11 protein-coding genes are annotated in these 14,895 nt (G+C 44.0%); 9 read left to right on the top strand and 2 right to left on the bottom strand.

Annotated elements, in window-relative coordinates; genetic code table 11:
- The first annotated feature begins 218 nt into the window (after positions 1-218).
- The 4 genes from rplJ to rpoC all read left to right on the top strand — a co-directional run bounded on the left by rplJ (position 219) and on the right by rpoC (position 9,864).
- Entirely contained in the window at positions 219-716 is a 498-nt protein-coding gene (gene rplJ / locus Phpb_RS06850) for a 50S ribosomal protein L10 (protein WP_065389703.1), read from the top strand.
- A 63-nt stretch (positions 717-779) separates the two neighbouring features.
- Complete coding sequence (gene rplL / locus Phpb_RS06855; RefSeq protein ID WP_065389704.1) at positions 780-1,145, top strand: 50S ribosomal protein L7/L12; 366 nt, start codon at positions 780-782, stop codon at positions 1,143-1,145.
- A gap of 339 nt (positions 1,146-1,484) precedes the next feature.
- The gene (rpoB, locus tag Phpb_RS06860) at positions 1,485-5,513 is read left to right on the top strand and encodes a DNA-directed RNA polymerase subunit beta (protein WP_046397661.1); all 4,029 of its coding nucleotides are present in this window, start codon (positions 1,485-1,487) and stop codon (positions 5,511-5,513) included.
- A 130-nt stretch (positions 5,514-5,643) separates the two neighbouring features.
- Positions 5,644-9,864: a DNA-directed RNA polymerase subunit beta' gene (rpoC, locus tag Phpb_RS06865; protein ID WP_065389705.1), complete on the top strand. Its 4,221-nt coding sequence runs from the start codon at positions 5,644-5,646 to the stop codon at positions 9,862-9,864.
- Between the two features lie 269 nt (positions 9,865-10,133).
- Here rpoC and Phpb_RS06870 read toward each other — a convergent pair whose 3' ends face one another.
- Positions 10,134-10,436: a transcriptional regulator ProR gene (locus Phpb_RS06870; RefSeq protein ID WP_065389706.1), complete on the bottom strand. Its 303-nt coding sequence runs from the start codon at positions 10,434-10,436 to the stop codon at positions 10,134-10,136.
- 291 nt (positions 10,437-10,727) lie between these two features.
- Between Phpb_RS06870 and Phpb_RS06875 the strand changes: the two genes are divergently transcribed.
- Both Phpb_RS06875 and Phpb_RS06880 read left to right on the top strand, forming a co-directional pair.
- Positions 10,728-11,054, top strand: coding sequence for a type II toxin-antitoxin system RelE/ParE family toxin (locus Phpb_RS06875; protein ID WP_065389707.1), 327 nt, complete (start codon positions 10,728-10,730; stop codon positions 11,052-11,054).
- Positions 11,038-11,322 carry a helix-turn-helix domain-containing protein gene (locus Phpb_RS06880; RefSeq protein ID WP_205634745.1) on the top strand — a complete coding sequence of 95 codons (285 nt, stop codon included), beginning with the start codon at positions 11,038-11,040 and terminating at the stop codon, positions 11,320-11,322. The genes Phpb_RS06875 and Phpb_RS06880 overlap by 17 nt, the downstream gene beginning before the upstream one ends.
- A gap of 90 nt (positions 11,323-11,412) precedes the next feature.
- On the opposite strand, the gene Phpb_RS25700 is transcribed toward Phpb_RS06880, so the two are convergent.
- Complete coding sequence (locus Phpb_RS25700; RefSeq protein WP_131817498.1) at positions 11,413-11,634, bottom strand: hypothetical protein; 222 nt, start codon at positions 11,632-11,634, stop codon at positions 11,413-11,415.
- A 294-nt stretch (positions 11,635-11,928) separates the two neighbouring features.
- On the opposite strand from Phpb_RS25700, the gene Phpb_RS06885 reads away from it, so the two are divergent.
- From Phpb_RS06885 to Phpb_RS06895, 3 genes are read left to right on the top strand one after another with little or no spacing between them, the layout of a single operon-like run.
- Entirely contained in the window at positions 11,929-12,807 is an 879-nt protein-coding gene (locus tag Phpb_RS06885; protein WP_065389708.1) for a hypothetical protein, read from the top strand.
- Positions 12,808-12,818: 11 nt separating this feature from the next.
- Positions 12,819-13,493: a hypothetical protein gene (locus Phpb_RS06890; protein ID WP_065389709.1), complete on the top strand. Its 675-nt coding sequence runs from the start codon at positions 12,819-12,821 to the stop codon at positions 13,491-13,493.
- Complete coding sequence (locus Phpb_RS06895; RefSeq protein WP_065389710.1) at positions 13,475-14,635, top strand: aminotransferase class V-fold PLP-dependent enzyme; 1,161 nt, start codon at positions 13,475-13,477, stop codon at positions 14,633-14,635. The genes Phpb_RS06890 and Phpb_RS06895 overlap by 19 nt, the downstream gene beginning before the upstream one ends.
- Positions 14,636-14,895 lie beyond the last annotated feature (260 nt).

Genomic DNA, 14,895 nt, shown 5'->3' on the forward strand with positions numbered 1-14,895 from the left:
CTAAATAAAAAATTTTCGGTTGGAGCTTGGCCTAATCCAAGCCCCGTCCAAGACCGCAGGTGTAAGTAATTACTTAATATCCCTGCGTAGACGGTGACAGAGCCAAATGACATTCATTTCTGGATTCTGCTCACCGTGTTTTAGAGCTCAGGCACTTTTAGTGTTATGAGTGATGTGAGTTCCGGGTTTTTCCCGGTTAATCCAGGAGCAAGAAGCTAATGGCACTAAATCTTCAAGACAAACAAGCGATTGTTGCTGAAGTTAGCGAAGTAGCCAAAGGCGCGCTGTCTGCGGTTGTTGCGGATTCCCGCGGCGTTGCCGTAGATAAAATGACTGAACTGCGTAAAGCAGGTCGCGAAGCTGGCGTTTATATCCGTGTTGTGCGTAACACACTGATCCGCCGTGCTGTTGAAGGTACTGCTTATGAGTGCCTGAAAGAAGCGTTTGTTGGTCCAACCTTGATTGCTTTCTCTAACGAACATCCGGGCGCCGCTGCTCGTCTGTTCAAAGAGTTCGCGAAAGCGAATCCAGCATTCGAGATTAAAGCAGCAGCCTTTGAAGGTGAGTTTATCTCTGCGGCCGATATTGACCGTTTGGCAACACTCCCAACTTACGAAGAAGCAATCGCACGCCTGATGTCAACCATGAAAGAAGCCTCAGCAGGCAAACTGGTTCGTACTCTGGCTGCGTTACGCGATCAGAAAGAAGCAGCTTAATTGCCAATTTCCTTCGTTGCTTTTTAACGTATAAATTATTTCTGAATTTTAGGAACACTTGTTATGTCTATCACTAAAGAACAAATTCTGGACGCAGTTGCAGAAATGTCCGTAATGGACGTTGTTGAACTGATCAGCATGATGGAAGAGAAATTCGGCGTTTCTGCTGCGGCAGCGGTAGCTGTTGTTGCTGGTGCGGTTGAAGCTGTTGAAGAAAAAACCGAGTTTGACGTTGTTCTGTCCGCTATTGGCGGCAACAAAGTTGCTGTTATCAAAGCAGTACGCGGCGCAACTGGCTTGGGTCTGAAAGAAGCGAAAGACCTGGTTGAAAGCGCTCCAGCTGTATTGAAAGAAGCTATCAGCAAAGATGACGCTGAAGCACTGAAAAAATCTCTGGAAGAAGCTGGTGCTTCTGTTGAGATTAAGTAAGTTCAGTTTTGAGTTAGCAGCCTGACTTTAAAGGCTGACGGCTGGTGATTTATTAATCACCAGCCTTTTTGCGCTGTAGGGCATTAGTAGCATTTCCACTGTTTGGCTGCTAATTAACCCCCAAATACTTTTTCCTATTGACGACTTAATATACTGCGTTCTCAGCTACGATCCACTCGGGTAGCTCGGTAGTAAGGTAACGCAATGAAATGATTTAAGAGTAATAGCAATGAGTATTACGGAAAATAATTCAATTTTCTGTTCGAAAAAACAGTGTCGTAAAGAGCTGTCCTTTAGGGCGGGCAGAGTGGGTCACTGATCAGCGAGCTGAGGAACCCTATGGTTTACTCCTATACCGAGAAAAAACGTATTCGTAAGGATTTTGGTAAGCGTCCCCAAGTGTTGGACGTACCTTATCTCCTTTCTATCCAACTTGACTCGTTCCAGAAGTTTATCGAGCAAGATCCAGAAGGCCAGAATGGTTTAGAAGCGGCATTCCGTTCTGTATTCCCAATTCAGAGCTACAGCGGCAGTTCGGAGCTGCAATACGTTAGCTACCGTCTTGGTGAGCCAGTGTTTGATGTTAAAGAGTGCCAGATTCGTGGCGTCACTTATTCTGCGCCTCTACGCGTTAAGTTGCGTCTGGTTATCTATGAACGTGAAGCACCGGAAGGCACGGTCAAAGACATCAAAGAGCAAGAAGTCTACATGGGTGAAATTCCGCTCATGACTGACAACGGTACCTTTGTTATCAATGGTACTGAGCGGGTTATTGTCTCCCAGTTGCATCGTAGTCCTGGTGTATTCTTTGACAGCGATAAGGGTAAAACTCACTCATCCGGTAAGGTGCTGTATAACGCGCGTATTATTCCTTACCGTGGTTCTTGGTTAGATTTCGAATTCGATCCAAAAGATAATCTGTTTGTACGTATTGACCGCCGTCGTAAATTGCCGGCAACAATTATTCTGCGTGCAATGGATTACAGCACTGAAGAGATTTTGAACCTTTTCTTTAGTAAAACGATTTTCGAAATTCGTGACAACAGACTGCAAATGACGCTGGTGCCAGAACGTTTGCGTGGTGAAACCGCTTCTTTTGATATTGAAGCAAACGGCAAGGTTTATGTTGAAAAAGGCCGTCGTATTACCGCACGTCATATCCGCCAGTTAGAAAAAGACGAAGTGAACCGTATTGAGGTTCCTGTTGAATATATTGCGGGTAAAGTTGTTGCAAGAGACTACATTGATGTCAATACAGGTGAAATTATCTGTGCTGCTAACATGGAGCTCTCTTTAGATCTACTGGCACGTTTGAGCCAGGCTGGTCACAAATCTATCGAAACATTGTTCACCAACGATTTAGATCACGGCGCATATATTTCCGAGACACTTCGTGTTGATCCAACTAATGACCGTTTGGGTGCTTTGGTTGAGATTTACCGCATGATGCGTCCTGGTGAGCCGCCGACCCGCGAAGCAGCAGAAAATCTATTTGAAAATCTGTTCTTCTCAGAAGATCGTTATGATCTTTCTGCGGTTGGTCGTATGAAATTCAACCGCTCATTGAGCCGGGAAGAAGTCGAGGGTTCTGGTATTCTGAGTAAAAATGACATCATTGATGTCATGAAGAAACTCATTGATATCCGTAATGGTAAAGGCGAAGTCGACGATATTGACCACTTAGGCAACCGTCGTATCCGTTCTGTTGGCGAGATGGCGGAAAACCAGTTCCGTGTTGGTCTGGTACGTGTCGAGCGTGCGGTTAAAGAGCGTCTGTCTCTGGGTGATCTGGATACACTGATGCCTCAGGACATGATCAACGCTAAACCGATTTCAGCCGCAGTGAAAGAATTCTTTGGTTCCAGCCAGCTGTCTCAGTTCATGGACCAAAATAACCCGCTTTCTGAAATCACTCACAAACGTCGTATCTCTGCGTTGGGCCCAGGTGGTTTGACTCGTGAGCGTGCCGGCTTCGAAGTGCGTGACGTACACCCAACCCACTATGGTCGCGTATGTCCAATCGAAACCCCGGAAGGTCCGAACATCGGTCTGATTAACTCATTGTCTGTTTATGCGCAGACTAATGAGTATGGTTTCCTTGAAACCCCATATCGTCTGGTTCGTGATGGTGTTGTTACGGATGAAATTCATTATCTGTCTGCGATTGAAGAAGGTAACTTCGTTATCGCACAGGCAAACACAGTATTGGATGATGAAGGCCACTTCGTTGAAGATCTGATAACTTGCCGTAGTTATGGCGAATCCAGCTTATTTAACCGTGAACAGGTTGAATATATGGACGTTTCCACTCAGCAGGTGGTTTCCGTTGGTGCTTCCTTGATCCCATTCTTGGAACACGATGACGCAAACCGTGCATTGATGGGTGCAAACATGCAACGTCAGGCTGTTCCTACGCTGCGTGCTGATAAGCCGCTGGTTGGTACAGGTATGGAACGTGCAGTAGCGGTTGACTCCGGTGTAACTTCTGTTGCTAAACGCGGTGGTGTGGTTCAGTACGTTGATGCATCTCGTATCGTTATTAAAGTAAACGAAGATGAGATGTATTCGGGTGAAGCAGGTATTGATATTTATAACCTGACTAAATATACCCGTTCTAACCAGAACACCTGTATTAACCAGATGCCGTGCGTCTCTCTGGGTGAACCGGTGGAACGCGGCGACGTACTGGCTGATGGCCCATCCACTGACTTGGGTGAACTGGCGCTTGGTCAGAACATGCGCGTAGCGTTCATGCCGTGGAATGGTTATAACTTCGAAGACTCCATCTTAGTTTCTGAGCGTGTCGTCCAGGAAGATCGTTTTACAACCATTCACATCCAGGAACTGGCTTGCGTATCGCGTGATACCAAATTAGGGCCTGAAGAGATCACGGCTGACATCCCTAACGTGGGTGAGGCTGCGCTCTCCAAACTGGATGAGTCTGGCATCGTTTATATCGGTGCGGAAGTGACCGGCGGTGACATTCTGGTTGGTAAAGTGACACCTAAAGGTGAAACTCAGCTAACGCCGGAAGAAAAATTGCTGCGTGCTATTTTCGGTGAGAAAGCGTCTGATGTTAAAGACTCTTCTCTGCGCGTACCAAATGGCGTATCCGGTACGGTTATCGACGTACAAGTATTTACCCGTGATGGCGTAGAGAAAGATAAACGTGCTTTGGAAATCGAAGAGATGCAACTGCGTCAGGCGAAGAAAGATCTGACAGAAGAGTTGCAAATCTTTGAAGCTGGCCTGTTTGCACGTATCCGTTCTGTTTTGATTGCTGGCGGCATCGAAGCTGAGAAGCTGGATAAACTGCCTCGTGAGCGTTGGTTAGAGCTGGGTCTGGCTGATGAAGAGAAACAGAATCAGTTGGAGCAGTTGGCTGAACAGTATGACGAGCTCAAAGCTGAGTTTGAGAAAAAGCTGGATGCTAAACGCCGTAAAATCACTCAGGGTGATGATCTGGCGCCGGGTGTACTGAAAATCGTCAAAGTTTATCTGGCGGTTAAACGCCAGATTCAGCCTGGTGATAAGATGGCGGGTCGCCACGGTAACAAGGGTGTTATCTCCAAAATCAACCCGATCGAAGATATGCCTTACGATGAAAACGGCACGCCGGTAGATATCGTACTGAACCCACTGGGCGTACCATCACGTATGAACATTGGTCAGATCCTGGAAACGCATCTGGGCATGGCTGCGAAAGGTATTGGCGACAAGATCAATGCGATGCTGAAACAGCAGCAGGAAGTTGCCAAACTGCGTGAATTTATCCAGAAAGCTTATGACTTGGGTGATGAAACCCGTCAGAAAGTTGATCTGAGCACTTTCTCTGATGAAGAAGTTATGCGTTTGGCAGAAAACTTGAAAAAAGGCATGCCAATTGCGACACCGGTGTTTGATGGTGCGAAAGAGAAAGAAATTAAAGAGCTGCTGAAACTGGGTGACTTGCCAACTTCTGGTCAAATTACCTTGTTTGATGGTCGTACCGGTGAGCAATTTGAGCGTCAGGTTACCGTTGGCTACATGTATATGCTGAAGCTGAACCACCTGGTGGATGACAAAATGCACGCCCGTTCAACCGGTTCGTACAGCCTGGTTACTCAGCAACCGCTGGGTGGTAAGGCGCAGTTCGGTGGTCAACGCTTCGGTGAGATGGAAGTGTGGGCATTGGAAGCATATGGTGCCGCATACACCTTGCAGGAAATGCTCACCGTCAAGTCCGACGATGTTAACGGCCGTACCAAGATGTATAAAAACATCGTGGATGGCAACCACCAGATGGAGCCAGGTATGCCGGAATCCTTCAACGTATTGTTGAAAGAGATCCGCTCTCTGGGTATCAACATCGAGCTGGAAGACGAATAAATCGTATTCCCGCTGGTACTGCCCTGAATGGAGATGACGGGCAGTTTACCAGCCAGTGGTTGCACTGGTCATAGGGGGGAGCGGCATGGGCCGCTCTCCTGACAGGTCTAACTCCGACAGGAGCCATTTCGTGAAAGACTTATTGAAGTTTCTGAAAGCGCAAACTAAGACCGAAGAGTTTGATGCGATCAAAATTGCTCTGGCCTCGCCAGATATGATCCGTTCGTGGTCATTCGGTGAAGTGAAAAAGCCGGAAACAATTAACTACCGTACGTTCAAACCTGAGCGTGACGGCCTTTTCTGTGCCCGTATTTTCGGGCCAGTAAAGGATTATGAGTGCTTGTGTGGTAAATATAAGCGCTTGAAACACCGCGGTGTCATTTGTGAGAAGTGTGGCGTAGAAGTTACCCAGACTAAAGTTCGTCGTGAGCGTATGGGTCACATTGAACTGGCTTCTCCAACGGCGCACATTTGGTTTCTGAAATCATTGCCATCCCGCATCGGTTTGTTGCTGGATATGCCATTGCGTGATATTGAGCGCGTACTGTACTTCGAATCCTATGTGGTTGTAGAAGGCGGTATGACCAGCCTGGAACGCAGTCAGATCCTGACAGAAGAGCAATACTTGGATGCACTGGAAGAGTTTGGTGATGAATTCGATGCGAAGATGGGCGCGGAAGCTATCCAGTCTTTGCTGAAAAATCTCGATCTGGAAAATGAGTGTGAAACGTTGCGTGAAGAGTTAAATGAAACTAACTCTGAAACTAAACGTAAGAAACTGACCAAACGTATTAAACTGTTAGAAGCCTTTATTCAGTCTGGCAACAAACCAGAATGGATGGTTCTGACGGTTCTGCCAGTTTTGCCACCGGATTTACGTCCATTGGTTCCACTGGATGGCGGTCGTTTTGCCACTTCGGATCTGAACGATCTCTATCGTCGTGTTATTAACCGTAACAACCGCTTGAAGCGCCTGTTAGATCTGGCTGCGCCAGATATCATCGTTCGTAACGAAAAACGTATGTTACAGGAAGCGGTTGACGCCTTGCTGGATAACGGTCGTCGCGGTCGTGCCATTACTGGTTCTAACAAACGTCCGTTGAAATCCTTGGCTGATATGATCAAGGGTAAACAAGGTCGTTTCCGTCAGAACTTGTTAGGTAAACGTGTTGACTATTCCGGTCGTTCTGTAATCACGGTAGGTCCTTACCTGCGCCTGCATCAGTGTGGTTTGCCTAAGAAGATGGCGCTGGAGCTGTTTAAGCCATTCATCTACGGCAAGCTGGAACTGCGTGGTTTAGCGACTACGATTAAAGCCGCTAAAAAGATGGTTGAGCGTGAAGAGGCGGTGGTATGGGATATCCTGGATGAAGTTATTCGTGAACACCCGGTTCTGCTGAACCGTGCGCCGACACTTCACCGTTTGGGTATTCAGGCGTTCGAACCGGTGCTGATCGAAGGTAAAGCGATTCAGTTGCACCCACTGGTGTGTGCGGCATATAACGCCGACTTCGACGGTGACCAAATGGCTGTTCACGTACCGCTGACACTGGAAGCCCAGTTAGAAGCGCGTGCGCTGATGATGTCTACTAACAACATCTTGTCTCCGGCGAGCGGTGAACCAATCATCGTTCCATCTCAGGACGTTGTTCTGGGTCTGTATTACATGACCCGTGACTGTGTTAACGCCAAAGGCGAAGGCATGGTGCTGACTGGGCCTAAAGAAGCTGAACGCGTATACCGCGCAGGGCTGGCTTCTTTGCATGCCCGCGTTAAAGTGCGTATCACGGAAGAAGTGAAAGATGGCGAAGGCAATATCACAGTTAACACCAATTTGATTGATACGACGATTGGTCGTGCAATCCTGTGGATGATTGTACCAAGAGGTCTGCCTTACTCGCTGGTTAACCAACCGCTGGGTAAAAAAGCTATCTCCAGAATGTTGAACACCTGTTACCGCGTGATGGGCCTGAAACCAACGGTTATTTTCGCTGACCAGATCATGTATACCGGCTTTGCCTACGCTGCACGTTCAGGCGCGTCTGTTGGTATCGATGACATGGTTATCCCAGAGAAAAAAGCGGGCATCATTGCGGAAGCCGAAGCAGAAGTTGCTGAAATTCAGGAACAGTTCCAGTCTGGTCTGGTGACAGCCGGCGAACGTTATAACAAAGTTATCGATATCTGGGCTGCGGCAAACGAGCGTGTCGCTAAGGCGATGATGGAAAACTTGTCTACTGAAACAGTCACTAATCGTGATGGGGAAGAAGAGCAACAAGTTTCCTTCAACAGCATCTTTATGATGGCTGACTCTGGTGCGCGTGGTTCTGCCGCTCAGATCCGTCAGTTGGCGGGTATGCGTGGCTTGATGGCTAAGCCAGACGGCTCCATCATCGAAACCCCAATTACCGCGAACTTCCGTGAAGGTTTGAACGTACTCCAGTACTTCATTTCAACCCACGGCGCTCGTAAAGGTTTGGCGGATACCGCTCTGAAAACAGCGAACTCCGGTTACCTGACTCGTCGTCTGGTTGACGTGGCGCAAGACTTGGTTGTTACAGAAGATGACTGTGGTACGCACGATGGTATTCTGATGACGCCGGTTATTGAAGGTGGTGATGTTAAAGAGCCGCTGCGTGAGCGTGTATTGGGTCGTGTGACAGCGGAAGATGTTCTGAAACCAGGTACTGCCGACATTCTGGTGCCGCGTAATACTTTGTTGAATGAGAAATGGTGTGATCTGTTAGAAGAGAGCTCCGTTGACAGCATTAAAGTACGCTCCGTTGTAAGTTGTGAAACTGACTTTGGTGTTTGTGCGAACTGTTATGGTCGTGACCTTGCTCGCGGACACATCATCAACAAAGGTGAGGCGGTTGGTGTTATTGCGGCTCAGTCCATCGGTGAGCCAGGTACACAGTTGACGATGCGTACGTTCCACATCGGTGGTGCGGCATCTCGCGCGGCAGCCGAATCCAGCATTCAGGTGCGTAACAAAGGTAGCCTGAAACTGTTTAGCGCTAAATCCGTGACCAACTCCGCAGGTAAACTGGTGATTACTTCCCGTAACACCGAACTGTGCTTGATCGACGAATTTGGCCGTACTAAAGAGAGCTATAAAGTACCTTACGGTGCGGTACTGGGTAAAGGTGATGGCGAAACCGTTAATGGCGGTGAAACCGTTGCTAACTGGGACCCACATACTATGCCGGTTGTCAGTGAAGTATCTGGTATCATCCGTTTTGCTGACATGATAGATGGTCAAACCATTACCCGTCAGACGGACGAACTGACAGGTCTATCTTCACTGGTTGTTCTGGATAGTGCGGAACGTACCGGTAGTGGTAAAGACTTGCGTCCAGCACTGAAAATTGTTGATGCCAATGGTGACGATGTATTGATTCCAGGTACTGATATGCCTGCTCAATATTTCCTGCCGGGCAAAGCGATTGTTCAGTTAGACGATGGCGTCAGCATCTCTGCGGGTGACACTTTAGCACGTATTCCTCAGGAATCCGGCGGTACGAAAGATATTACCGGTGGTCTGCCACGTGTTGCTGACTTGTTCGAAGCGCGTCGTCCGAAAGAGCCTGCTATCCTGGCCGAAGTCAGCGGTATTGTCTCCTTCGGTAAAGAAACCAAGGGTAAACGCCGTCTGGTTATCTCCCCATTAGATGGTGGTGATGCTTACGAAGAGATGATCCCTAAATGGCGTCAGCTCAACGTGTTCGAGGGCGAAGTGGTTGAACGTGGTGACGTGATCTCTGATGGTCCAGAATCTCCACACGACATCTTGCGCCTGCGTGGTGTTCATGCGGTTACCCGTTACATCACCAACGAAGTTCAGGAAGTTTACCGCTTACAAGGGGTTAAGATTAACGATAAACACATTGAGGTTATCGTTCGTCAGATGCTGCGTAAAGCGACCATTGAAAGCGCAGGTAGTTCCGAGTTCCTGGAAGGCGAACAGGTTGAATACGCCCGCGTTAAAGTGGCAAACCGTAAGCTGGAACAAGAAGGTAAAGTGCCTGCGACTTATGGCCGTGACCTGTTGGGTATCACCAAAGCGTCTCTGGCAACTGAATCCTTCATCTCTGCGGCATCGTTCCAGGAAACGACCCGCGTACTGACTGAGGCTGCGGTTGCGGGTAAACGTGATGAACTGCGTGGCTTGAAAGAAAACGTCATCGTTGGTCGTCTGATTCCTGCCGGTACCGGTTATGCTTACCATCAGGATCGCATGCGTCGTCGTCAGTTGAATGAGCCTTCTGAAGCACCGCAAGTGAGTGTAGATGAAGCAACTGCAAACTTGGCAGAACTATTGAATGCCGGTTTTGGTGGCGATAAGAAGTAATTCTTAGAACACGCTAGTTAACTAAATGCCCTCTTTTGAGAGGGCATTTCAACTTTTTAATAACGTGCCAGTTTTTTACTTGGCGTTCTGTTTTAATCGAGTTTCGTTCACAAAATGGAACTTGCCGCCACGTTAAGAATCCTCTTCCCAAATTTTTCTTTCCGAACAGCGTTCACTTGAGACTTTGTTCCTCACAATCATCTGGCACGTAAAGTCGATGCGGACATTGATCTTGAATATATCCGCGAGGGCTGCCGGAGTGTTTGTGATTAAACGGAAAATCCGTAGTGGGTACCGTCGGGTAACTCGATATCGAGACGCAGCTTGCTACCCGTTGCCTCAACGTAACGTTTGAGGGAAGACAGTTTCAAGTCGCGGCCAAGTTTCTCCATATCAGAAACCGTGGGTTGCTTGATACCAAGAGCCAGAGCTATTTCTCCTTGGGTCTTTTGTACCCGCTCACGGAGTTCTGCCAGATGGATGTTTAGCAACATCTCTGTTGCCGCAGTTTGTGCATTGGCGACAACTTCGGTTTTTTCATTTGCTAATATTTGATCAAGAGTTCTTGCCATAGTGTTTACTCCTTTTTAACTTTTCCAGATGTGCCGTGAACTTACGGTCAGCTATTGAAGCCAGCACATTGGCCTTGTCGGTGCCATCTAAAGCATCGAACAACGCATCAAAAGATGTCCGTCGTCTCGATAGTCCACATGATTACTTATTGTTCAATATAGGTCAAATGCTATATAGATGGAATCTATAGTCAAGAAATCTAGTCAGAAGTGACATTTCATTAAAATGCAATTTTCCTCTTGATGAAAATTATCCTTTGGGTTAATTTTTTGCATTAGGAGGAAATCAGAGTGTTTATAGTTAAATACCATGATGAGGCCGAACAAGAAATTAAGTCCTTGCCAGCAAAAGTAGGGGTAAAACTTGTAAGGTTGATTGGAAAGCTGGAAAAAGATCCTCGCTCACTACGTGAACCTGACACAAAACATTTGGGAAATGGTCTTTACGAAATTCGAACAATGGGGGGAGATATAGCACGCGGATTGTGGGTATATCAGACAGGAAAGCAAATATATATGCTGCGAGTTTATATAAAGAAGACACAAAAAATCGACCCAAGTGAGATAGCTTTAGCATTTCGCAGATTGGAGGAAATGAAACATGAAGAAGAAATATAAGACACATTCAGAGATTCTGGCAGAAATGATGAAAGACTCTGAATTTAAAGCCGCTTATGAAGCTGAAGAACGTAAGGAAAGATTGCAAGAAACACTTGCAGAGTGGCGTAAGTTTGCTGGACTGACTCGCTCACAAGTCGCGGAAAGAATGGGGGTTACGCCGCCAACGGTGACGAAAATGGAAAATAATGTAACAAAAGCTAGTATAGAAACATTAGTGCGCTATGCACAAGCCTGTGGTATCCAGAACCCACAAATTACGTTGTAATTCTCTGTGCTTTGACATTTAGAGGTAAAGATGGGATTAGAGCATTAGTGACTGTTCCCCGCCGTAAAAAACGGCGAGGTTTCCCACTTCTCAGGCCGCCACCGCCTTATGAACGCGACAGCCAATGAAGTGGGAATCTTCGTGTAGAGTCGGGAGGGGAATAGTTGCAGGATAGTTGAGTGTACAGTGATTCAAGCAGCGCTCATGCACGTTGAAATATACACTGATGATTAAGTATTCCATGAACTTAGTACCGGCAAAATCACCTTGGCTATCGTAAAGAATATTATTCGGCATACAGAAGTAGCTCATCGTATTTAATTCAGGGGGTTTGTTAATGTGATTATTTCATTTAAAGTCCCATCACATAGAATTTATGAAAGATTATTCTCTTTAAAGACCTTATTTTTATCCATATTCTTGCATGATTGATGGAGACTTCAATTTGATTTCTCAGGATAAATAATCGCAGTTTTTTATCCTGTTGTATCTTTAAATTATGATACAGGTCATAAAATACAATATTTCATGATTCATCTATTCGGAAATGAATATAAACTAAAAATGAAAAGCAATTGTCGCCAATATAAATGATGGGACAAAATAATGGAGAATGGAGTAACCCTAGTCTATGAAGATATAACGGAAGATAATTATATTTTAATCAATGATTTTTATAAGCGTGATATAGGCAGCTTGGATTATTTTATTTGGAAAAATCTGAAAGAAAAGAAATATAATCTTTCTAGTGAGATAAAAGCATGTTTATATAAGTTAAACGATATATACTTGTCAATTGTTATAACAAGAAAGTGTGAGTTTAGTCTTAAATACAGACGAGTATCCGTTAATATACTTAGCGATTTTGGTGTAAATGAAAGTGTAAAATCGCGAACTTTGGTAATAGAAAGTGCCAGACAAACACACCGTGATGATATCGATGCGACGATTTGTTACTCAGATGAAAGAAAGATCAAGTGTTATGCAAAAATTTTTGAGAAATATATCTGTAGCAAAGTGAACGTTTTTGATTTTACAGAAATAGTGGTGGAAGGAGCTACCAAAATAGATGTAGATCTGAATGATTTTGATGAAATAGATAGTATTAATAAAATCAATTTTTTCGGCAGGAAAGTAAATAACAATTGGATTGCTTACGCAAAGCAATGTCCTCGCTATAGAGATATTAAGCTATTAACTGTTGGAGAAGAAGTCGCGATACTAGGTTTTGATGATACCACGGTAGAAGTGATAGGTTTGTCAAACACAGCTCCCTATGCAGTTCTAGCTATAATTGATTCTTGTCTCGCTATTAGGGGGAAATGCAGAATAATTTTACCAAATCCTATTTATTCTGAACTGCAAAGTAGACTGAACAAATATAGCATTATAAATAAATTTAGCATGATGATTGCCTGGCATACCGAAGAAGATTTCAATTTGTGTCATGAAAATATATTTATCAGCAGAATAGACAAACGATAAAGGAGTTTAAAATGGGATGTATTTTTTGTCACCCAGAGTCTTCCTTTGAAAAAGATAAAATACTTTTACGAGGAAAATATTTCTATGTTTTCGTACCCAAAGGCCAGATAATTGAGGGCTATATTATTATTGCCACTAACAAGTGTGAGACTGATGCGGGGGGATACCGGTGCTTTGCAGAGATATACGATGAAGAAGCAATAAAAGAGCTGAAAGAATTTAAGAATATAATAAATGATTTTTATCGAGAATATTATAATATAAGTAATCCTCTTTGCTATGAAAATGGACGAGCCGGTGGTTGTATCATCATGGACCCAAATCAAAAGTATTGTTATCATGCACACTTATGTTGTTTCCCCACCGAGATTGATCTTCATAATAGATTAAAGGATCAATTTAAAATGCATATAATAGACTCACTGGATGAACTTAAGATGTTCGGTGAGACTGGCCCCTATATTTACGTTGAAGATAGTGGTAATAAATATGTTTTTACGATAGGTGAATCAGATTTCATTGAGAGAGGAATGATAAGAACAGTATTGGCAAAGAATTTAAATGTGCCTGAGAGATCCGATTGGAGAGATAATGAAGGAATAAAGGAGATGGATGCGACTGCTAAAAAATTCAAATTATATATTAATGATCATATGGAGATTGAAGAATGTTATATGCAGATGTAGCTTCTACCTCATGGCCAAAATCACAAGAAGTGAAAGACATAATAAATATGTACTTAGACACGCTTGGGGTAACTCCAGGGCGATCTTTATCGCAACAATCTAAAAAGGTTACTGAACTGGTTGAAGAGTGCCGACACGAATTTATCGAACAAACAAAATTAAATGGACATGGGACAGTCATTTTTAACTCAGGAGCAACGTATTCACTCAACGAGTGTATGAAAGGTACGCTTAAACCGGGTGATAATGTCATTACTACTCATTTAGAACATAATTCAGTACTTAGGCCCTTAGAACATTTAAAAGATATTGGGGTAACTAGTCAATTTATCGATGTGACAGATGGTGAAATTGATATGTCGCATTTGGAATTTTTATTAAAGAATAAGCAAGCTAAGTTACTAGTGGTTCATAGTTGCTCCAATACTATTGGTACATTTTGTAATATAGATGAGGTAGGAAAACTTGCGCATTTATACGGTGCGATGGTTTTAGTTGATGGTTCACAATCTTTTGGTTCACAAATAATTGATTTATCTAAAGGTAATATTGATTACCTTGTTTTTAGCGGGCATAAAAGCTTAGGAGGAGTATCTGGTATTGGCGGGTATTTTATTCTTGATAATGGATTCTCTCATAATGAATTAATCCAGGGCGGGACAGGTGTATTATCAAGATTAACAACACAACCAATGGGAATGCCATACAAGTATGAATCAGGAACACAAAACACGATTGGCATACTTTCATTGTTGGCGTCTATAAGGCGTTTAAAAAAAATTGGCATAGAGAATATTCAAAATCAATTACAAATTTTGCGTGCAACTCTTATAGATGAACTATCACAATTAAAGAAAGTAAAATTAATTTGTAAACATAAAGTCGGGTTACCAACAATTCTTTTTACAATAAAAGGTTATCATCCCGGAGAGGTCTCTTATATACTTGAGAACAAATACAATATTATTACCCGTCCTGGATTGCAATGCGCGCCATTAGCCCATAAAAAATTTGGCACTTATCCTGATGGTGCTGTTCGGGTTAGCCTTGATACGTCGCATACAACGAAAGATATTTTAAAAATAAAATCTGCCTTGATTGAAATTACTGAGGGAAGTTGTGAAGGAAATAGTGATAATTAATGAGAATAATTCAGATAACTTAGACGATTCAGCAATAAGTGGAACGGTGAATAAAATATTTAAAATTCATAGCGTTAATGTTAAAACACAGGGATTCTCTGCTAACAAATAGCTAAGTAAATTAATTTGATATTTATTTTAAGGAAATAAAGATGTGTTATTAATCACCATGAGTAAATAATATAATGATAGAGTTTTAGGAATATATAAAATCGTAAGGAAATGATATATATTTTATTAACAATAATAACATATGGGAA

The sequence above is a fragment of the Photorhabdus namnaonensis genome (assembly GCF_001684335.1).
Taxonomy (GTDB): Bacteria; Pseudomonadota; Gammaproteobacteria; order Enterobacterales; family Enterobacteriaceae; genus Photorhabdus; species Photorhabdus namnaonensis.

Bases quoted from the DNA above. Each gene is read 5' to 3' on its own strand.
- rpoB (WP_046397661.1), top strand. From the start codon at position 1,485: ATGGTTTACTCCTATACCGAGAAAAAACGTATTCGTAAGGATTTTGGT.
- Phpb_RS06870 (WP_065389706.1), bottom strand. From the start codon at position 10,436: ATGGCAAGAACTCTTGATCAAATATTAGCAAATGAAAAAACCGAAGTT.
- Phpb_RS06885 (WP_065389708.1), top strand. From the start codon at position 11,929: ATGGAGAATGGAGTAACCCTAGTCTATGAAGATATAACGGAAGATAAT.
- Phpb_RS06890 (WP_065389709.1), top strand. From the start codon at position 12,819: ATGGGATGTATTTTTTGTCACCCAGAGTCTTCCTTTGAAAAAGATAAA.
- rplL (WP_065389704.1), top strand. From the start codon at position 780: ATGTCTATCACTAAAGAACAAATTCTGGACGCAGTTGCAGAAATGTCC.
- Phpb_RS06895 (WP_065389710.1), top strand. From the start codon at position 13,475: ATGTTATATGCAGATGTAGCTTCTACCTCATGGCCAAAATCACAAGAA.
- Phpb_RS06880 (WP_205634745.1), top strand. From the start codon at position 11,038: ATGAAGAAGAAATATAAGACACATTCAGAGATTCTGGCAGAAATGATG.
- Phpb_RS25700 (WP_131817498.1), bottom strand. From the start codon at position 11,634: ATGAGCTACTTCTGTATGCCGAATAATATTCTTTACGATAGCCAAGGT.
- rplJ (WP_065389703.1), top strand. From the start codon at position 219: ATGGCACTAAATCTTCAAGACAAACAAGCGATTGTTGCTGAAGTTAGC.